At 70.0% G+C, this 19,542-nt stretch carries 12 protein-coding genes; 3 read left to right on the plus strand and 9 right to left on the minus strand.

Annotated features, from left to right (window positions below):
* Nucleotides 1-459 precede the first annotated feature (459 nt).
* Nucleotides 460-1,245: a transcriptional repressor LexA gene (lexA, locus tag AB0N81_RS27825; protein ID WP_030778599.1), complete on the plus strand. Its 786-nt coding sequence runs from the start codon at nucleotides 460-462 to the stop codon at nucleotides 1,243-1,245.
* 80 nt (nucleotides 1,246-1,325) lie between these two features.
* Here the strand turns inward: lexA and AB0N81_RS27830 are convergent, their stop codons facing one another.
* The 5 genes from AB0N81_RS27830 to AB0N81_RS27850 all read right to left on the minus strand — a co-directional run bounded on the left by AB0N81_RS27830 (nucleotide 1,326) and on the right by AB0N81_RS27850 (nucleotide 9,804).
* On the minus strand, nucleotides 1,326-3,296 hold the full coding sequence (locus tag AB0N81_RS27830) for an ATP-dependent DNA helicase (RefSeq protein ID WP_365362936.1): 1,971 nt from the start codon (nucleotides 3,294-3,296) through the stop codon (nucleotides 1,326-1,328).
* 40 nt (nucleotides 3,297-3,336) lie between these two features.
* Entirely contained in the window at nucleotides 3,337-5,220 is a 1,884-nt protein-coding gene (locus AB0N81_RS27835; RefSeq protein ID WP_365363041.1) for an IucA/IucC family siderophore biosynthesis protein, read from the minus strand.
* Between the two features lie 86 nt (nucleotides 5,221-5,306).
* Entirely contained in the window at nucleotides 5,307-6,041 is a 735-nt protein-coding gene (locus tag AB0N81_RS27840; protein WP_365362938.1) for a GNAT family N-acetyltransferase, read from the minus strand.
* 36 nt (nucleotides 6,042-6,077) lie between these two features.
* Complete coding sequence (locus tag AB0N81_RS27845; RefSeq protein WP_365363043.1) at nucleotides 6,078-7,982, minus strand: IucA/IucC family protein; 1,905 nt, start codon at nucleotides 7,980-7,982, stop codon at nucleotides 6,078-6,080.
* A gap of 226 nt (nucleotides 7,983-8,208) precedes the next feature.
* A complete protein-coding gene (locus tag AB0N81_RS27850) occupies nucleotides 8,209-9,804 on the minus strand; it encodes a diaminobutyrate--2-oxoglutarate transaminase family protein (protein WP_365363045.1) in 1,596 nt (531 codons plus the stop codon).
* 559 nt (nucleotides 9,805-10,363) lie between these two features.
* Between AB0N81_RS27850 and AB0N81_RS27855 the strand changes: the two genes are divergently transcribed.
* Both AB0N81_RS27855 and AB0N81_RS27860 read left to right on the plus strand, forming a co-directional pair.
* Nucleotides 10,364-11,593, plus strand: coding sequence for a hypothetical protein (locus AB0N81_RS27855; RefSeq protein ID WP_365362940.1), 1,230 nt, complete (start codon nucleotides 10,364-10,366; stop codon nucleotides 11,591-11,593).
* Between the two features lie 164 nt (nucleotides 11,594-11,757).
* Nucleotides 11,758-12,969: a hypothetical protein gene (locus AB0N81_RS27860; protein ID WP_365362942.1), complete on the plus strand. Its 1,212-nt coding sequence runs from the start codon at nucleotides 11,758-11,760 to the stop codon at nucleotides 12,967-12,969.
* Between the two features lie 90 nt (nucleotides 12,970-13,059).
* Here the strand turns inward: AB0N81_RS27860 and hflX are convergent, their stop codons facing one another.
* The 4 genes from hflX to dapF all read right to left on the minus strand — a co-directional run bounded on the left by hflX (nucleotide 13,060) and on the right by dapF (nucleotide 19,516).
* Nucleotides 13,060-14,550 carry a GTPase HflX gene (hflX, locus tag AB0N81_RS27865; RefSeq protein WP_365362944.1) on the minus strand — a complete coding sequence of 497 codons (1,491 nt, stop codon included), beginning with the start codon at nucleotides 14,548-14,550 and terminating at the stop codon, nucleotides 13,060-13,062.
* Nucleotides 14,551-14,746: 196 nt separating this feature from the next.
* A complete protein-coding gene (locus AB0N81_RS27870) occupies nucleotides 14,747-16,231 on the minus strand; it encodes a M1 family metallopeptidase (protein WP_365362946.1) in 1,485 nt (494 codons plus the stop codon).
* Nucleotides 16,232-16,356: 125 nt separating this feature from the next.
* Nucleotides 16,357-18,495 carry an HD domain-containing protein gene (locus AB0N81_RS27875; RefSeq protein WP_365362948.1) on the minus strand — a complete coding sequence of 713 codons (2,139 nt, stop codon included), beginning with the start codon at nucleotides 18,493-18,495 and terminating at the stop codon, nucleotides 16,357-16,359.
* 142 nt (nucleotides 18,496-18,637) lie between these two features.
* Nucleotides 18,638-19,516 (minus strand): diaminopimelate epimerase, encoded by an 879-nt coding sequence (gene dapF, locus AB0N81_RS27880; RefSeq protein WP_365362950.1) that lies wholly within the window; start codon nucleotides 19,514-19,516, stop codon nucleotides 18,638-18,640.
* Nucleotides 19,517-19,542 lie beyond the last annotated feature (26 nt).

Below are 19,542 nucleotides of genomic sequence, written 5' to 3' on the forward strand. Positions count from 1 at the left end.
CCTCAATGGGCCCTCGGGGCCCTCGAAGCAGCCCCAAGCATAGGCGATCCCAGGAGTCCCGAAAGACCATGGACCACAACTTCTGGGCTGCTGCCGCAATCCAACCACTAGATCTGGGGTTTGGCCGCTTTTTCGGCATCACGCGTGTCGTACCGCCACGGAAGGCGCCAACCGCACACGGCCGTCACTCGCGCCGCTCGGGACGGGGGGCCGGTGCCAGCTTGACGAGGTGCCGAGTGGCAGTATGGGTGCCCCGCCGAGGGGCTCTCGGCCCCGGCGGTGAAGCGTACCGTAATGAACCGAAATGCCGTTCGGCCCGAGCGTCAGCCATACACCCAAACACATGATCACGGCGGGTAATCAGCGTTTTTTCACTCGAACGTGTGTTTGGCGCAACCTTTCGAAAGCAACTACCGTTGGCTAGCTAGGGAGAGAACATCTCGAGAGGGGCCGACCGACGTGACCACCACCGCAGACAGCGCCACCATCACTGCCCAGGACCGCTCCCAGAGCCGACTCGAGCCGGTGCATGCCATGAATGACGCAGCCACGAACCAGGAGGGGCCCAAGCCCACTCGCTCCCTGCCGGGCCGACCTCCAGGCATCCGAGCCGACAGCTCGGGGCTTACCGACCGGCAACGCCGAGTGATCGAGGTCATCAGGGACTCCGTGCAGCGGCGCGGCTACCCACCGTCGATGCGGGAGATCGGGCAGGCTGTCGGCCTCTCCAGCACCTCCTCCGTCGCCCATCAGCTGATGGCTCTGGAGCGCAAGGGCTTCCTCCGCCGAGACCCGCACCGCCCTCGGGCGTACGAGGTGCGTGGCTCGGACCAACCGAGCAGCCAGCCCACCGACACCACCGGCAAGCCGGCGGCGTCGTACGTCCCGCTCGTCGGCCGTATCGCGGCCGGTGGGCCGATCCTCGCCGAGGAGTCGGTGGAGGACGTCTTCCCCCTCCCCCGGCAGCTCGTGGGGGACGGCGAGCTCTTCGTACTGAAGGTCGTCGGTGACTCGATGATCGAAGCCGCGATCTGTGACGGCGACTGGGTCACTGTGCGGCGTCAGCCCGTCGCGGAGAACGGCGACATCGTGGCCGCCATGCTCGACGGCGAAGCGACGGTCAAGCGCTTCAAGCGCGAGGACGGACACGTCTGGCTGCTGCCGCACAACTCCGCGTATCAGCCGATCCCCGGCGACGAGGCAACCATCCTCGGCAAGGTCGTGGCGGTGCTGCGGCGGGTGTGACATCCGCCCCTGACCGGGCCCCGGAACCAACTGCGCCGGTTCCGGGGCCCTGCTGTGTCCGGGATCGGATCGAGCCCGCCCTAAGCCTCGTCCGCCTTCGCTGCGGCGTCGATCGCCGCCAGAGAACGGCGTGCCTGGTTGCGGTCCGTCGTGTACCAGAAGTCGGGCAGCGAAGCCCGCAGGTAGCTGCCGTAGCGCGCGGTGGCCAAGCGGGGGTCCAGGACGGCGACCACTCCGCGGTCCCCGGACGCTCGTACGAGGCGCCCTGCACCCTGCGCCATCAGCAGAGCCGCATGCGTTGCCGCGACTGCCATGAAGCCGTTGCCACCGGCTTCGTCGACCGCCTTCTGGCGGGCGCTCATCAGCGGATCGTCGGGACGCGGGAAGGGGATCTTGTCCATGATCACCAGCTGGCAGCTGGGGCCTGGTACGTCGACGCCCTGCCAGAGCGACAGCGTCCCGAAGAGGCAGGTCTTCGCGTCCGCCGCGAAGCCCTTGATCAGCTCGCCCAGGGTCTCCTCGCCCTGCAGGAGGATCGGCATGTCCAGGCGTCCCCGCAGCTCCTCCGCCGCGCCCTGAGCGGCGCGCATGGAGGAGAACAGGCCCAGCGTGCGCCCGCCTGCCGCTTCGATCAGCTCGGCAAGCTCATCGAGCATGTCGCTCCGGGTGCCCTCGCGTCCCGGCCGGGCCAGATGCTTGGCGACGTACAGGATGCCCTGCTTGCCGTAGTCGAAGGGCGAGCCGACGTCGAGGCCCTTCCAGACGGGGGCGTCTTCGGATTCGGTGCCCTCCGGTGCCAGGCCGAGCGAGGCCCCCACACCGTTGAAATCACCGCCGAGTTTGAGCGTGGCGGAGGTGAGGACCACGGAGCGGTCGGCGAAGAGCTTCTCCCGGAGGAGTCCCGACACGGACATGGGGGCCACCCGCAGGGAGGCGCCGAAGCGTTCATGGCGCTCGTACCAGACGACGTCGTACTCGGAGCCGTTCGTGATGCGCTCCGCCACGTCGTGGATCGACTCCACGGAGGCCAGCGCCTGCTTACGGACCGCGTCCTCGTCCTGGACGGACTTGTCCCGGGTCGAGCCCAGCGCGGTGATGACCGTGCGGGCCGCGTCGCGCAAGGCCATCAGCGCATACCCGAGGTCCTCGGGGATCTCTTCCAGGCGACCTGGCAGAGCGAGCTCCATCAGCCGCTCGAAGCCTTCCGACGCGGTCTGGAGCTGGTCCGCCGCCTTTTCGTTGACGAGCTTCGCCGCGCGGCGCACGGCGCGGTTGACCTGCCCCGGGGTGAGCTCGCCCGTGGCCACGCCGGTGACGCGGGAGACCAGCTCATGGGCCTCGTCCACGATCAGCACCTCGTGCTGGGGCAGGACGGGTGCGCCCTCGATGGCGTCGATGGCGAGCAGCGCGTGGTTCGTGACGACGACGTCCGAGAGCTTGGCGCGCTCGCGGGCCGCCTCGGCGAAGCACTCCGCCCCATAGGCGCACTTCGAAGCCCCCAGGCACTCCCTGGAGGAGACGGAGACCTGGGACCACGCACGGTCGGACACCCCGGGGGTCAGATCGTCCCTGTCACCGGTCTCGGTCTCATCCGCCCAGTCCCGCATGCGCAGGAGATCCTGGCCCAGCTTGCTGGTGGGGGCGGCCGCCTCGAACTGATCGAAAAGGCCCTCCTCCTCGTCCTGTGGCACGCCTTCGTGGAGGCGGTGCAGACAGAGATAGTTCGAGCGCCCCTTGAGCATCGCGAACTGGGGGCGGCGGCGGAGCAGCGGGTGCAGCGCGTCCACCGTGCGCGGCAGATCCCGTTCCACGAGCTGACGCTGCAGGGCGAGGGTGGCCGTCGCGATCACCACACGCTCGCCGTGGGCCAGGGCCGGCACCAGGTAGCCGAGGGACTTGCCCGTGCCGGTACCGGCCTGGACCAGCAGGTGGGAGCCGTCGTCGATCGCCTCGGCGACGGTCTCGGCCATGGACACCTGGCCAGGGCGTTCCGTGCCGCCGACAGCGGTGACGGCGGCGTGCAGGAGCTCGGGGAGGGAGGGCTTCGTCATAGCGCGACCACCCTACGGTGCCCCACTGACAATCCGGCGATCAAGGCTGGTGGAGGGGGTTGGCGACGGTTCCGTGCACGGCGGCGTGCGGACGCTCGGAGCGGTCGCGGTAACCGTCGAGGTGCAGGCGGTTCCGGTTCAGGCAGAGCCGCTCGATACGGGGTGTGAGCAGGTCGAACATTTCGTACCTTTCCTTCAGCTCCGGAGCGCGCGCCTGATGCCGGAGGATCTCGGCACGTACGAAGGACCAGAAGTCGTCCTCCCGGATACCGAGTTGTTCCTCGCAGAGGGGCGCGAGATACCGGAAGACGCCTACGAAGAGACCCGAGTGGATGAACTGGGTCAGGAAGCTCGGGGGCTCGGTGAGGAGTACGTCCCGGACGTCGTCCGGCATCGAGTCCTGTTCGGGCAGCGGCACGGCACTCACGTTGACGTCGTCCACGAAGTCCTTCACCGCGAGCCGGACGGGCACGTCCTGGTCGTCGAAGACAACGATGGTGTTCTCCCCGTGAGGGGAGAACACCGTGCCGTAGCGGTACAGGAAGTGCAGCAGTGGAGGCAGCAGGGCGGCGAAGAGCCGCCGCAGCCACACCGCGGGGGCCAGCCCCGAACGTTCCACGAGCTCCGCGACGAACGCCCGGCCGTCGGGGTCGGTGTGGGTGAGTGAGGCAAGGGTGCGGGCGCGTTCGCCGGGTGCGAGGTACCGGTTGACCGGCTCGCGCCAGATGGCGCCGAGCAACTCTCTGTACTGGTACGGGACTTCGGGCAGCCCGTCGTACAGAGGGTGCTCGACGGCCACCGATGCCACTTCACCCAGAAGGATCACTCCGCATTCGTCGCGCAGGAAGGGATCCGCGTCACGCAATGCGTGCATCCATGCGGTGACCGCGGGTGCGGCGATCGTGCGCCCCGTCGGAAGGCCTCTCCATACGAGGGTGTTGAGCACCGACAGCGGAAGCTTCACGGTGTGCCGGTCGGGGCGGGAGGCGTTGAGGAACGTACGGATGGACTGCTGGGGAAGGCGCAGGTCGCCGTCGCTGCAGAGCGGAACGATGGCATTCGCAGCGACGGAGGGAGCGAACAGCGGCAGCACGACCTCGTCCCACTGCCAGGGGTGCACGGGCAGGTAGAGGTACTCCTGCGGATCGAGTCCGCGTGCGCCCAGTAAGTCGGCGAAGGTTTTCCGGGTGTCGGCGGAGAGTTCGTGGGCGTACAGGCGCTGTGCGCTGTCCAGCCCCGCGACCCCCCTGTACACCGCGAGGCCGGTGTGGACGGCGATCCATGGGAGTGTCGTGGAGCGGCGGGCTTCGGGCGCCCACCGGTCGGTGTCGCCCGCGGAGAAGCCGATGCGTCCCTTGTTGAGGACGAGCCAAGGGTGTCCCGTCTGGTGTCCTTCGAGTTCCGCGTAGCCGAGGTCGGCGAGTCGGGCGGCGTTGAGCGCCGTGTGGTCGAGCCGGGCGTCAGCGCTGAGGGTGACGGTGAGCTCGCGGATGAGGTGCCCGAGTGTGGCGCCGTCCAGGCCGAGGCTCCTGCGGGCCAGCACGAGGAACCGCAGAGGGTCGCTGAAAGCACGGGCCGGCCCGTCGCCCTCGGTGAGGGTCAGGCCGGCCGGGTCCACATACCAACTGCCGTACGAGCCGCGGCGTGCGCTGAAGGTGAGGCACGCGCCCTTCCGCACAGTCGACGCGCCGGCTCCGGTCCGCTCTTCCGCCTGCCTGTCTGCCACGCCCTGCTCTATCTCAGACGTGTCGGCCCCGTCCTGTTCGGCTGGTTCGAGGCGGAGCAGGTAGGTGCCCGGCTCCCCTTCATCGACCGGTACGGGCCGGATGATCTCCTCGTACGCGAACTCCCCGATCATCTTGGCCAGCAGACGACGGCCGGCCTCACGCCATCTGTCCGGGGTCAGCTCGGGCGGGTCGTACAGCTCGGTGGAGGGGCCGGGAATCGGGCTGGCGGACGGATTCGGCACGGGGACTCCTCAGTGAGGGAACCGGATCGGGTCGAGCATCGTTACTGAGAGTGATCGGGTCGGAGTACGTTGCGCAGGGCCCGGTCACGGACCACGAGGGCCGCGCGCTTGTCGGGCAGATCCACCTCGGCGAAATAGCGGAAGCCGGCGCTCAGGAATGCGGAGACGGAGGGGGTGTTGCGGAGGTCGGGTTCGGCTACGACACGCGCACAGGAGGGCCTGTGGTCGAGCACCAGGTCGGCGACGGTTCTCAGCAATGAAGTACCGAGGCCACGGCCACGGTTGGCGACGCTGCCGATGAGGAGGTGAATTCCTGTGTCATGCGGGCGCGATGGGTAGTGGCGGGCCAGGGGGTCGAGGTCGGCCCGGTAGATCTCCCAGTAGCTCATCGGCGTGCCTTCCAGCACGCCGAGGCAGGGGACGCTGCGGCCGTCTCCGTCGAGCTGGCGGCGCAGGTGGGCCGCCGTGACGTCTTCGGGACCTGCGAGTTCCCAGAAGGCGGCCACGGCGGGGTCGTTCATCCAGCGGCTGATCAGCGGGAGATCGCGTTCGAGGCGTACGGGCACGAGGTGGAAGACACCGGCGGCGGTGGTGGCAGGCCCCCATCCTCCGACGCCGTCCAGGAGATCGTCCTCCACCGCTGCGGCTCGCCTGTCACCTTCGGCCAGCAGCGCGACGAGCTCGTCGGGCAGGCGCAGATCGAGGGTGTCCGCGCAGTCGGCGCCGGCAGCGGCGGGTTCGGTCCCTGCATCGGTGCTCGCGTCGGGGGGAGGCACGTCGTCGCTCCTGTCAGCAGAGGGAGGGCATGTTCCTCAGGAATGGAGGGGGTTGGGAATGGTGACGTAGACGGACTGGGTGTCGACCGGGCCGACCAGCTCGTCGAGGCCGTGCAGCCGCGTCAGCAGGTTGGCCTTGCACCGCAGCACGGGTGAGTCGAGCAGGGTCGCGGGCAGCGAGGTGCGCAGCCTGTCGGGTCCCGACGCGACATCACCGAGGAAGCGGCGGAAGGCGGCGAGCAGCAGACGTTCGTCCGCGAGCCGTTCGGCACCGAGAGCCCCGATGAGGCCGAGGACGTTGTTGATGCCGAGGTAGTAGGCGAACCGCTCGTCCGTCACCTCGTCGGAGACGAAAGTGTCGCTGTCCTCACCGATGCCGGGAAGGCGTCGGTCGAGTTCGGCACGCCGGGACTCCCGGAAGTAATAGCCCTGATTGTCCCGGTAGCGGCCGCCCGCGGGCCAGCCGTCGGGATCGAGCATGAGGAGGGTGTTCTGCTGGTGCGCCTCCAGGGCGACTCCTGCCTCGCTGTCCAGCCACAGCACGGGGCGTACGACGGTTTCGAGATAGCGCAGGAACCACTCGGCGGCAACGGCGCCTCTGGGGCGGCCCGTTCGTCCGGCCAGCCGTGTGACGGTTTCGGCGAGCCGGGAACGCATCGCACAGCTGTCCTGTGAGGCCGGCAGTGTCGATGGCCTCGGCGAGACGAGTCCGGCGATGCAGGTGGCGTCGTCGCCGGGGCGGAAGGGGTTGTGCCGGACCATGACGTCGAGCCCGGGGACGGGTGCGCCGTCGGGGTCGGTGACGGCGAGCCATGCCGGGTCGCGCACCACGTCGAAGCCGGGGTGGACCGCCTGCCACTCTTCGCCGAGGCCGCTGCGCAACAGGCGGTGGACCTCTACGCCGCGGTGGAGTTCCTTGCGGAGGTTCTCGCGCCGGGAGTTGGTGATGCGCAGGCCGAGCGAGAGCTTCAGCATGGCGGCGGCGCCGGAGCGGTAGAGGGTGCGGACGGAGGAGGTGGGGTGCCAGGAGTCGCCATGAGGGCCGAGATCCTGGAGGAGTCCGGCGTCGAGAAGCTCTGCGGTCGCGGGCCGGTGCCGGAGCTCGCGGATCTGCCAGGGGTGCACGGGCAGGGCTGCGCGGCCGTCCGGGAGCGGAAGACCCGGGCCCGCGAGGCGGGCGGTGAGCTGGTCGGCGGGGACAGCGCGTCCGCGCTCGGTCCAGGCCGAGTCGGTCGCGAGTACGGAGCGGTCGACGGCCAGCCAGTGCAGCGCGAAGGAGCCGCGCAACTCCGGTGAGTACAGGCGGGATTCGGTGTCGGACAGGCCCTCGCGGCTCTTGGGGGTCGGATGCAGGGGGTGCCCGAGTAGCAGGGACTGTTCGGCGGCGAGGAAAAGGTCGGACTCGTCGTCGGGACTGTTGCGGCGGTCGGCGATGAACGTGGTCGTGCGCCGGACCGAGTCGGCGACCCGGCCCACCAGGTCGGCTCCGTCGCCCGGCCCGGCCGGTTCAGCTGCTCCGGCGGGGGCGCCCGAGGTGAACTCTCCGCCCTGCCCGCCTTGCCTGCCCTGCTCGCCCTGCCTGCCCTGCTCGCCCTGTCCGTCCGGTCCTCCCTGGGCGGTTCCTGTCGGCTCCGTGGCGCGGCGGGCCGTCTCGCGGCCGAGGAGGGCGGCGATGGTGACGGCGTCCACGGGCGGGGCGCCGGCTGGGCCGTCCGCCAGGTACGGGAGGCTGAAGCGGTGCCAGCCGGTGGCCGACCAGTAGTGCACGGGGACGAGCAAGGCCGTTCCGCTGGCCTCCAGGGGGATGCGCAGTACGCCTCGGTCCGGGGCGGGAATGTTGTTCTCCCTGACCCAGCAGCGCAGGAGGTTCTCGACGGCGGCCGCCTGTGCGGCGATATGCGGGTCGGGGTGCTCCAGCAGATCGGTGGACGTGCCGCACAGGTGCTCGGCCTCCTGGCCGCCACCCTTCTGCCGTGGGACCGTACCGGACTCCGCCACGGTGTGCGCTCCGCACGTGCCTGGGGCGTGGGGTTGGGGGCGGCCTTTGGATGCGGGGGTGGCGTTCAAGAGGGCTTCCTTGTGAGGTTGTTCGGGGCTCCGTGTGGCGACAGGTCCGGTGCGCGCCCGGCGGCTCGCGCCCGCCGGGAACGGCCCGGGTCCGTCTTGGCTATTCGTGGTGGGCACGCGCTGCGGTGGCGATCGCGTCGGCGAGACGGTCGAGAACCGCGACCGCCTGTTCGTCGGTGAGAGTGAGGGGAGGCAGGAGTCGTACGACACTGGAGTGGCGGCCGCCGAGTTCGACGATAAGCCCACGGCGGAGGCACTCGCGCTGTACGGCCGCGGCCAGTTCGGGAGCCGGCGGGCGAGGACGTGCGGTGGTGAAGAGGTCGTCCACGGGTGGGCTGTGCCGGTCGGTGGCCGTCGGGGTGGGCGCGGCCCCGGCTCGGGTGGTCGTCGGCGAAGTGTCGGAGTGCGCGCGCTGGTTGGAGGTGGTCGAGGACGGGACCGTCCCTGACCCTGGCCCCACCTGCGGCTCCTCCCCCGTGGCCGGGTCAGCCGTCTCCGGTACCGGTTCCCCGTGTGCTGCCGGCCTCGTGTTCGACCTCGGGCCCGGGGCCGAAGCGGGGTCCACCAGTTCCACGCCGATCATCAGTCCCCGGCCGCGTACCTCACCGACGCAGGGGTGGTCGGCGGCCAGGGTCCGCAGTTGGGCGAGCATGCGGGCGCCGAGGGTGGCGGCGCGTTCGGCGAGACCGTTCTCGCGGACGTACGCGAGGGTCGCCGCGCCTGCGGCCATGGCGAGCTGGTTGCCGCGGAAGGTGCCCGCGTGAGCGCCGGGCGGCCAGAGGTCGAGGTCGTCCCGGTAGACCACGACCGCCAGGGGGAGGCTGCCGCCGATGGCCTTGGAGAGCACCATCACGTCCGGGACGACGCCGCTGTGCTCGACGGCCCAGAAGGCTCCGGTGCGGCCGACGCCCGTCTGCACCTCGTCGGCGATGAGCGGGATACCGCGCGCGGCGGTGATCTCGCGCATTCGGCGAAGCCAGGCGTCGGGTGCCGGAAGGACCCCGCCCTCGCCCTGTACCGGTTCCAGGATCATGCCTGCGGGCGTCGTGACGCCCGACTTGGTGTCGTCGAGGAGGCTCTCGGTCCACCGGGCGGACAGTTCGGCGCCGCGCACGCCGCCGACGCCGAACGGGCAGCGGTAGTCCTGCGGATAGGGCAGGCGCGCGACCCGTACGCTCGATGCGCTGCCGGATGCTTCGAGCGCCCCGGCTGTCATCCCGTGGTAGGCGCCGGTGAACGCGAGGAGGTTGTCGCGGCCGGTGGCGGCGCGGACCAGTTTCAGCGCCGCCTCCACCGCGTCCGTCCCCGCCGGGCCGCAGAACTGGATCCGCGCGCGCTCCGCCAGGCCGCGCGGCAGCGTGTGGAAGAGCTCGGTGGTGAAGGCGTCCTTGACGGGCGTGGCCAGATCCAGGACATGCAGCGGCGCCCCGGAGTCGAGGACCTTCCTGATCGCTTCGAGCACCACGGGGTGGTTGTGGCCGAGCGCCAGGGTCCCGGCGCCCGAGAGGCAGTCGAGGTAACGCCGTCCGTCAGCGCCCTCGATCGTCAGGCCGCGGGCCCGGACAGGCACGATCGGCAGGGCTCGCGCATAGGTGCGTGCAGCCGATTCGCGCGCCGACTGGCGGCGCAGGATCCCCTCCTCGGCCGCGGAGTGCACGGAGAGATCCGCCGTGGTGTGCGCCGCCGGGTGAGTCACCGTCTGCGGCGCGCTGTGTGGCACCGACTGCGGTGTGGGCTGCTGGGGCGCTGGCTGCTGCGCGGTCTGCGCTGCGCTCGGCGTCACATGCTGCGTCACGGGCTGCGTTGCGGGCTGTGTCACAGGCTGCGTTACGGAATTCCCTGCGGACACTGCCGCGGGCGCCGGCTCGGTCACGGCCACGACTGTTGGTCCTCCCGCTGCGGACGAGCGCGTCCGTCCGACGCGGCTCGGGGGAGCTCATGTGGGCGTACGCGCGGGCGAGTTGGCAGGGGGATGAACGCAGGCCGCGGCTCCCCCGTACGTACCAACGACGAAAGCCTCGGGGGATCACGGGTAACGGGAAGATCCTTGCCGTGACGGAACCGTTGCCCTTCCGTCGGCCGTCCCCAACCGCACCGGCATAGTGTGGGGGCCGTTCATCAGCGACAGGTGCACCGCTCCCCCGAGCAAACCCGAGCAAATCCAGCGGAGGGGTGCCGCACCGGTGGCAACGGGTGCCCAACACCCGGATGTCCAGCACTTTGGAACAATTTCGAGGCCCAGGGGGATTCTCACGATGCGACCCATACGTCCGCTCTTCACCGTTCGCAACAGGAGGAGCGCGCGCACCAGAACCTCCCCCGTGGCAGCGGTGGCGCTCGGCGCGGCGCTCGTACTGACCGCCACGGCCTGCGGTCCCAGCGAGGACAACGCCGGCGGCGACTCGTCCTCGGCGCAGCCCGGCGACAGCAACGGCGACGACAAGATCCAGATCCCTGACGCCTGGAAGGACAAGCTCAAGGAAAAGGGGATCGATCTGGACGAATGGAAGAACGGCGCCTGGAAGAACTGGAACCAGGACGACTGGCTGCGCGAGGCGGGCGAGTTCGTCAATCCGATCATCGAGGACCTGTGGGACCCGGACCGGATGAGGGACGCCGACAAGAACCCCGACCGGGGCGTGGACGACAGCGACATCTCCGGTGACCAGGGCGTCACCGACCCGACCCCGAAGCCCGTGGAGGCGGCCGCCGTGAAGGCGCCGTACCACGACCAGGTCGCCGAGTCGGGCAAGCTCTTCTTCGACGGCCCCAAGGGTTCGATGGTCTGTTCCGCGACCGTCGTCAAGGACCCGGCCCACCCGGGCAAGTCCAACATGGTGTGGACGGCGGGCCACTGCGTGCACGCCGGCGCCAAGGGCGGTTGGTACCGCAACATGATCTTCGTCCCCTCGTACAACGACAGCGGGAAGTCGGCCGAGGAGCTGCAGAACGCCCCCAAGGAAGAGGTCGCTCCCTACGGTGTCTGGTGGGGTGACTGGGCGCAGACGTCCGACCAGTGGATCGAGCAGGGCGGCCCGACGGGCGGCAAGGGCGCGCCGTACGACTTCGCGGTCATTCACGTGAAGCCGGAGAAGGGCAGCGAGGGCAAGTCGCTCGAGGAGACGGTCGGTTCCGCGCTTCCGGTGGACTTCAACGCTCCGGCGGTGCCCCAGATCGACACCATGACGGCGACCGGATACCCGGCGGCGCCGCCGTTCGACGGCCAGAAGCTGTTCCAGTGCGCCGACAAGCCGGGGCGGCTGTCGCTGAGCAAGCCCGACCCGACGATGTACCGCGTCGGCTGCACCATGACCGGCGGCTCGTCCGGTGGCGGCTGGGTCGCGAAGGGTCAGGACGGCAAGCCGGCTCTGGTGTCGAACACCTCCATCGGCCCGGTGACGTCGGGCTGGCTGGCCGGTCCGCGCCTCGGCAAGGAGGCCAAGGGCATCTACAGCGCGGTCAGCAAGAAGTTCGCCGACCAGTAGGAATGCGGGCGGCGGGGCACCGGAAACCTTCACCACCCCGCCGCCGTTCGTACCCAACCTCACAGGCATAGTGGGGTGTTGTGTCACATCGGACTTCACGGAGCTCCGCGCCGACACATGACACGTTCATGGCAATTACACGTTCCATCGGGGGTACCAGCACCATGCGTTCCACTCGTGCGCCGTTCGCGCGCAGCCGCGGACGGCGGGTCGCGCTCGCCGCCACCGGGCTCGCGGCGACCTTGGCGCTCACCGCCACGGCCTGTGGCCCGAGCGACGACAAGGCGAGCGACAAGCCCGACACCAGTACGTCTCAGGGAGCCGACGGCTCCGACTCCGGTTCCGACACAGAGCTGCCCGACGGCCTCGCCGACAAGCTCAAGGACAACGGGATCGACCTGGACGACTGGAAGAACGGCGCCTGGAAGAACTGGGACAAGAGCGACTGGGTGCGCGAGGCCAGAGACTTCGCCAACCCGGTCATCGAAGGGCTCTGGAAGCCCGAGCGGATGCAGAAGGCCAAGGACCCGAACAAGACGATCGCCGCGAAGGACGCGACCGCCGACCAGGGCGCGACCGACCCCGAGCCGACCCCGGTCCAGGCCAAGCGCGAGAAGACGCCGTACCACGACAACGCGGCCCCGGTCGGGAAGATCTTCTTCGACTCCCCCAAGGGTTCGATGGTCTGCTCGGGCACGGTCGTGAAGGACCCGCGCAACCCCGGCAAGTCCAACCTCGTGTGGACCGCGGGCCACTGCGTGCACGCCGGTCAGAACGGCGGCTGGTACCGCAACATAGCCTTCGTTCCCTCCTACAACGACCTGGGCAAGCCCGAGGCCGCACTGCGCAACGCGGCCCCACAGGAGATCGCCCCCTACGGCCAGTACTGGGCCGACTGGGTCTCGACCTCCAACGAGTGGATCAACGGCGGCGGCCCGACGGGCGGCGCGGGTGCCACGTACGACTACGCCGTGATGCACGTGAAGCCGGAGCAGGGCGGCAAGTCCCTTGAGGAGACCGTCGGCAACGCGCTCGACGTCGACTTCTCGACCCCGGCCGCACAGAGCGTGAGCTCGATGGGCGCCTGGGGCTACCCCGCCGCCCCGCCGTACAACGGCCTGATCATGCACAAGTGCGTCGACAAGCCGGGCCGGCTCTCGCTGTCGCCGTCCCTGCCGACGATGTACCGCATCGGCTGCACCATGACCGGCGGTTCGTCCGGCGGCGGCTGGTTCCGGATGGTGGGCGACAAGACGAAGCTCGTGTCGAACACCTCGATCGGCCCGGCCGAGACCACCTGGCTGGCCGGCCCCCAGCTCGGCAGGGGCGCCGAGCAGGTTTACGACATGATGAGCAAGAAGTACGGCGCTCAGTAGCCGCACCGCACACCTGACATGGCGAAGGCCCGCCCCCTACAGAAGGGGGCGGGCCTTCGCCATGCGAACTACCTGGTGAGGCACTCGAACTCAGTGCGCCGCCAGCACATACGGAGCCAGCTCCGCGGCGAGCTCCTCGTGCACCTGGGCCTTGAGCAAGGTGCCCTCGCCGGTGTGCTCCTCGGAGAGCACCTCGCCCTCGGCGTGGGCGCGCGAGACGAGCTGACCGTGCGTGTACGGAACGAGAGCCTCGATGTCGACCTCGGGCCTCGGCAGCTCGCTGTCGATGAGCCCGAGCAGCTCGTCGATGCCGGCACCGGAGCGCGCGGAAACCGCGATCGCGTGCTTCTCGTTGCGCAGCAGGCGCTGGAGGACCAGCGGGTCCGCCGCGTCCGCCTTGTTGATCACCACGATCTCGGGCACGTCGGTGGCGCCCACATCGCGGATCACCTCGCGCACGGCGGCAAGCTGCTCCTCCGGCACCGGATGCGAACCGTCCACCACGTGCAGGATCAGGTCGGAGTCGCCGACCTCCTCCATCGTGGAGCGGAAGGCCTCCACGAGGTGGTGCGGCAGGTGCCGGACAAACCCGACGGTGTCCGCCAGGGTGTAGATCCGGCCGCTCGGCGTCTCGGCCCGGCGCACTGTGGGGTCGAGGGTGGCGAACAGCGCGTTCTCCACCAGGACGCCCGCGCCCGTGAGGCGGTTGAGCAGGGAGGACTTGCCCGCGTTCGTGTACCCGGCGATCGCGACCGACGGCACCTTGTTCCGCCGGCGCTCCTGCCGCTTGATGTCGCGGCCCGTCTTCATCTCCGCGATCTCCCGGCGCATCTTCGCCATCTTCTCGCGGATCCGTCGCCGGTCCGTCTCGATCTTGGTCTCACCGGGGCCACGGGTGGCCATGCCGCCACCGCCGCCGCCACCCATCTGACGGGAGAGCGACTGACCCCAGCCACGGAGCCTCGGCAGCATGTACTGCATCTGCGCGAGGGCGACCTGTGCCTTGCCCTCTCGGGACTTGGCGTGCTGGGCGAAGATGTCGAGGATCAGGGCGGTCCTGTCCACCACCTTGACCTTGACGACGTCTTCCAGGTGGATCAGCTGGCCGGGGCTCAGCTCACCGTCGCAGACGACGGTGTCGGCACCGGTCTCGAGCACGATGTCGCGCAGCTCCAGGGCCTTGCCGGAGCCGATGTACGTCGCCGGGTCGGGCTTGTCGCGGCGCTGGACGACACCGTCGAGCACGAGTGCGCCCGCGGTCTCGGCGAGCGCTGCCAGCTCGGCGAGGGAGTTCTCCGCATCCTGGACCGTTCCCGAAGTCCACACTCCGACGAGCACCACTCGCTCCAGGCGGAGCTGTCGGTACTCGACTTCGGTGACGTCCTCGAGCTCGGTGGAGAGGCCCGCGACGCGGCGCAGAGCCGCGCGCTCGGAGCGGTCGAGCTGCTCGCCGTCCCGCTCTCCGTCGATCTCGTGGCTCCAGGCGACGTCCTCTTCCATCAGGGCATCGGCCCGAAGACCTTCGGGGTAGTTCTGCGCGAAGCTCTGTGCGTCCTGGGAAGGGGAAGAAGAGGAGGTCATTTGGTCCTTACGTCGATTCGTCGATGGGAAAGCGCGACGGATGCGGGATCCGTCACAGTCGACAACGCCCGGGGTGGCCCGGAGATTCCCGGAACCGGCCGGTCGTGCCCTGAGATGTCCCCGAGGGGATGTCCCTGATGGACCGCGCCGTCGACCCGATGATGGTTGCACGGCACGGCCCGTCTCGTCATCTGGGTTATTTCCCGGAATTCCAGTCGGGATGCCCCGGCATCGGCGGCGTCTTCTCCCCGTACAGCCAGGCGTCGAAGAAGCCGCTCAGATCACGCCCGGCGACCAGGGACGCGAGCCGCACGAAATCGGCGGTCTCGGCGTTGCCGTCGCGGTGGGCGCGGACCCACTTCCGCTCCAGGCGTTCGAAGGCGTCGCGCCCGATCTCCTGGCGGAGGGCGTAGAGCACCAGGGCACTGCCGTCGTAGACGACGGGACGGAAGAGGCTGATCTTCTGTCCGGGCGCGGGCGCCTTCGGTTTGGCCGGGGGCCCGCCGGCCGCACGCCAGCGGTCCGAGTGGCTGTAGGCGGCCCGCATCCTGTCGACGAGGGGCCGGTCCGCCTTCTCCTCGGCGAAGAGGGCCTCGTACCAGGTGGCGTGGCCCTCGTTGAGCCAGAGGTCCGACCAGGACTTCGGGCTGACACTGTCGCCGAACCACTGGTGTGCGAGTTCGTGCACCATGATCGCGTCGACGTACCACTCCGGGTACTCGGGGCGGGTGAAGATCTCTCTCTCGAAGAGAGAGAGCGTCTGCGTCTCCAGTTCGAAGCCGGTCTTCGCCTCGGCGATCAGGATGCCGTAGACCTCGAAGGGGTAACGCCCGACCTTCTGCTCCATCCAGCCGATCTGGCCGGGTGTCTTCTTCAGCCAGCGCTCCAGGATCTCGCGGTCCTTGGTGGGCACCACATCGCGTACCGGAAGGCCGTGCGGTCCCTCCCGGCGCACCACGGTCGAGCGGCCGATCGACACCTGGGCCAGTTCGGTCGCCATGGGGTGGTGGGAGTGGTACGCCCAGGTGGTGGCGGCGCCGTGCCGGGTCGTGGCGACCGGGAGGCCGTTGGCGACGGCGGTGAGCCCCTTGGGCGCGGTGATCCGGAACGTGAACTCTGCCTTGTCCGCCGGGTGGTCGTTGCACGGGAAGACCCGGTGGGCGGCGTCGGCCTGATTGGCCATGGCGAGTCCGTCGCCGGTACGCAGCCAGCCGCCCTCGGTGCCCTTCGCGGGCATGGGGTCGCTGGTGTGCCGGACGGTGACCAGCATGCGTTCACCGGGCCCGACCGGCGCGGACGGTGTGACGACCAGGTCCTCGCCGCTGCTTTCGAAGCGTGCGCGCTCGCCGTTCACCTCGACAGAACGCACACTGCCGTGCGCGAAGTCGAGGTTCACGCGGTCCAGGTGCTGGGTCGTGCGAGCGTCGATCTTGGTGACGGCGTCCAGCGGCTTGCGGTTGTCACCGCGGTAGGTGAAGGCGATGTCGTACGACTGCACGTCGTACCCGGGGTTGCCCAGGTGCGGGAAGAGCCGGTCGCCGATGCCGAGCGGTGTGGCCGGTGACGGTGCGCCGGCCGCGAGGAGCGCTGTGGACGCGGCCGCCGCGATCAGGGCTGCGGCCGTGCGGTGGGTGCGGAGGGCCTTCGGCCGGGGGGCCGTGGTCCGAGGGGTGAGCAGCATGAACCACCGCTATCAGCGCGCGCGTTGTCAGCACGTGACGGCGCGCTCCGCGCCACTCGAACGAGTCGCCGTCGGGGGCCGGGCAACGCCCCTTGGGCCAACGCTTCCGTGCCGACGGCTCGCTCTCAGTGGGCGGCGGCTGCGGGGTGCTGGGCGCGGTTCACGTCGTACACCCCGGGGACCGCGCGCATCGCCCGCATCAGGCCCGGGAGGTGCGCGGCGTCGGGCAGTTGCAGCGTGTACGTATGGCGCACGCGCTGTTGGGTCGGTGGTTCCACGGTCGCCGAGATGATCGCCACTCCTTCGAGGGCGATCGCTTCGGTGAGGTCGGCGAGCAGATGCGCCCGGCCGAACGATTCGGCGATCAGGGTGACACGGCACTCGGCGGTGTCCCCCCAGTGCACGCCGACCTCCGCGCGCCCCACTTCCTTCATGCGCTCCCCTCCGGGGCAGCCGACCCGGTGGACGGTCACGACACCCCCGCGGACGGCGAAGGCGGTGATCTCATCGGGCGGCACCGGCGTGCAACAGCCGGCGAGGCGCACGCTCGCGCCCTCGCGGTCCACGACGGCGTTGGCGGCGGCCGGCCGCGACGCTTCGGAGGTGTCCGGCTTGGGCATGGGGGCCGGGACCTGCTGGGGCGGCCGCTGCACGGACGGTGTCGGCGCGGGCGTCGGGTGAGTGGTGAGCCAGCGCCGGATGGCGATCCGCGCGGCGGGCGTACGCGCGTGGTCCAGCCACTCGCGTGAGGGTCCGGAGGTGAGGTCCTGGCCCATGAGGAGCTGGACCGTGTCGCCGTCCCTCAGGACCGTGCTGAGCGTCGCCAGGCGGCCGTTCACGCGCGCGCCGATGCAGGCGTGCGCGTCCTCGCCGTACTGGGCGTACGCGGCGTCCACGCAGCTGGCGCCCGCGGGCAGGCCGAGCGTGCCGCCGTCGGGCCGGAAGACGGCGATCTCGCGGTCCTGGGCGAGGTCCTCCCGAAGCGTCGACCAGAACGTGTCGGGGTCGGGGGCGGCCTGCTGCCAGTCGAGGAGCCGGGAGAGCCAGCCGGGCCGGGTGGGGTCCACGCGCTCGTCGTCGGCACCTTCGGACGGCTCCTCCGAAGGAGGAGCGTAGGGATTGCGCAGGGCGACGACACCGGCTTCGGCGACCTGGTGCATCTGATGCGTACGGATGAGGACTTCGGCGACCTCGCCGTCGGAGCGGGTCACGGCCGTGTGCAGCGATTGGTAGAGGTTGAACTTCGGTACGGCGATGAAGTCCTTGAACTCGGACACGACCGGCGTGAAGCAGGTGTGCAGCTCCCCGAGGACTCCGTAGCAGTCGGCGTCCTCGTTCACGAGGACGAGGAGGCGGCCGAAGTCGGAGGCACGCAGATCGCCGCGTTTGCGGTGCACTCGGTGAACGGACACGGAGTGACGAGGCCGGATGAGCACTTCGGCCGTGATGCCCGCGTCGCGCAGTACACCGCGCACCTCGCCCGCGATGTCCCCGAGGGGGTCGTCCGCACTCTCTTCGTTGGCGGCGATCATGGCCTTGACCTGGGCGCACTCCTCCGGGTGGAGGATCGCGAAGACGAGGTCCTCCAGCTCGGTCTTGAGCGCCTGCACACCGAGACGCTCGGCGAGCGGGATGAGTACGTCCCGGGTGACCTTGGCGATGCGGGCCTGTTTCTCGGGGCGCATGACACCCAGGGTGCGCATGTTGTGCAGCCGGTCGGCGAGCTTGATCGACATCACGCGTACGTCGTTGCCGGTGGCGACGAGCATCTTGCGGAACGTCTCGGGCTCCGCCGCCGCTCCGTAGTCGACCTTCTCCAGCTTCGTGACGCCGTCCACGAGATAGCAGACGTCTTCGCCGAACTCCTCCCGCACCTGGTCGAGCGTCACGTCCGTGTCCTCGACGGTGTCGTGGAGCAGGGAGGCGGTCAAGGTCGTGATCTCCGCGCCGAGTTGGGCGAGGATGAGGGTCACCGCGAGCGGGTGCGTGATGTACGGCTCGCCGCTCTTGCGCGTCTGGCCGCGGTGCGAGGACTCGGCGAGGACGTACGCACGGCGCAGGGGCTCCAGGTCCGCGTCCGGATAGTGGCTCCTGTGAGCCTCCGCCACATGGCCGATCGCGTCGGGCAGGCGGTCCCTGGTGCCGGAGCCGAGCAGGGCGGCGCGACCGAGCCTGCGCAGGTCGAGACGGGCGCGGCCGCGCCTGCGCTGGGCCCCGGACGTCACGGGGCCGGGCGTGGCCGGGTTCGTGGCCTCCGCACTCATGAGCACCTCCGGCTGCTTCGACCGGCGGTGAGCGGACGGCGGCGTACTCCGTCCGGGCCGGTGCTTGATGCTACCGAGCCCATCACGGGGTGCTGACCGGCTCTCGCCGAGCGTGAAACGGATCACCCATTCGAGCGACAGTTCATGCGGTTGCCGTTTCGATCCATTCGGGCACGATCTCCCCTTCGGCGACGATCACCGCGCCGCCCGTCATCTCGATCTCGCCGTCGGGCCGCTCGGTGATCACGAGGCGCCCGCCGGGCAGATCGACGGTGTACGTGACCGGGGCTCCGGTCACGGCCGGATCCACGCCGTCCTTGCGGGCCGCCGCCACGGCCACGGCGCACGCGCCGGTGCCGCAGGAGCGGGTCTCGCCCGCGCCCCGCTCGTGCACGCGCATGGCGACGTGGTGCGGGCCGCGGGGGACGACGAACTCGACGTTCACCCCGTCCGGGTAGGCGGAGGCGGGGCTGAAGGGCGGCGCGTCGTAGAGATTGCCCGCTTCGGAGAGGTCGTCGACGAAGGCGACCGCGTGCGGATTGCCCATGTTCACGTTGAGCGCGGGCCAGCGGTGGTCGCCGACCGAGACGGTGACGTCCCCTTCGGGGAGCAGCGCTTTGCCCATCCCGACGGTGATGTCGCCCCCGGACTCTGCCTTGGCGATGTGCACGGTCTTCACGCCACCCCGGGTGGCCACTGCCAGGTCGCCCTCACCGGCGTGCCCCGCGCGCTGCAGGTACCGGGCGAAGACGCGCACTCCATTGCCGCACATCTCGGCGACCGACCCGTCGCCGTTGCGGTAGTCCATGAACCATTCGGCGCGGTCCGCGAGGTGGCGCGCCTCGGGGTGGGCGGCGGAGCGCACGACGTGCAGGAGGCCGTCCCCGCCGATGCCCGCGCGGCGGTCGCAGAGGGCGGCGACAGCGGCCGGGGGCAGCTCGACGGTGTTGTCGGGGTCAGGGATGATCACGAAGTCGTTCTCGGTCCCGTGCCCCTTGAGGAAGGCGATCCGCGTGCTCATTCCTCGATCGTACGGGGTGGGTACGA

The organism is Streptomyces sp. NPDC093510, assembly GCF_040683555.1.
Taxonomy (GTDB): Bacteria; Actinomycetota; Actinomycetes; order Streptomycetales; family Streptomycetaceae; genus Streptomyces.

Bases quoted from the DNA above. Each gene is read 5' to 3' on its own strand.
- AB0N81_RS27830 (WP_365362936.1), bottom strand. From the start codon at position 3,296: ATGACGAAGCCCTCCCTCCCCGAGCTCCTGCACGCCGCCGTCACCGCT.
- AB0N81_RS27855 (WP_365362940.1), top strand. From the start codon at position 10,364: ATGCGACCCATACGTCCGCTCTTCACCGTTCGCAACAGGAGGAGCGCG.
- AB0N81_RS27860 (WP_365362942.1), top strand. From the start codon at position 11,758: ATGCGTTCCACTCGTGCGCCGTTCGCGCGCAGCCGCGGACGGCGGGTC.
- hflX (WP_365362944.1), bottom strand. From the start codon at position 14,550: ATGACCTCCTCTTCTTCCCCTTCCCAGGACGCACAGAGCTTCGCGCAG.
- AB0N81_RS27870 (WP_365362946.1), bottom strand. From the start codon at position 16,231: ATGCTGCTCACCCCTCGGACCACGGCCCCCCGGCCGAAGGCCCTCCGC.
- AB0N81_RS27875 (WP_365362948.1), bottom strand. From the start codon at position 18,495: ATGAGTGCGGAGGCCACGAACCCGGCCACGCCCGGCCCCGTGACGTCC.
- dapF (WP_365362950.1), bottom strand. From the start codon at position 19,516: ATGAGCACGCGGATCGCCTTCCTCAAGGGGCACGGGACCGAGAACGAC.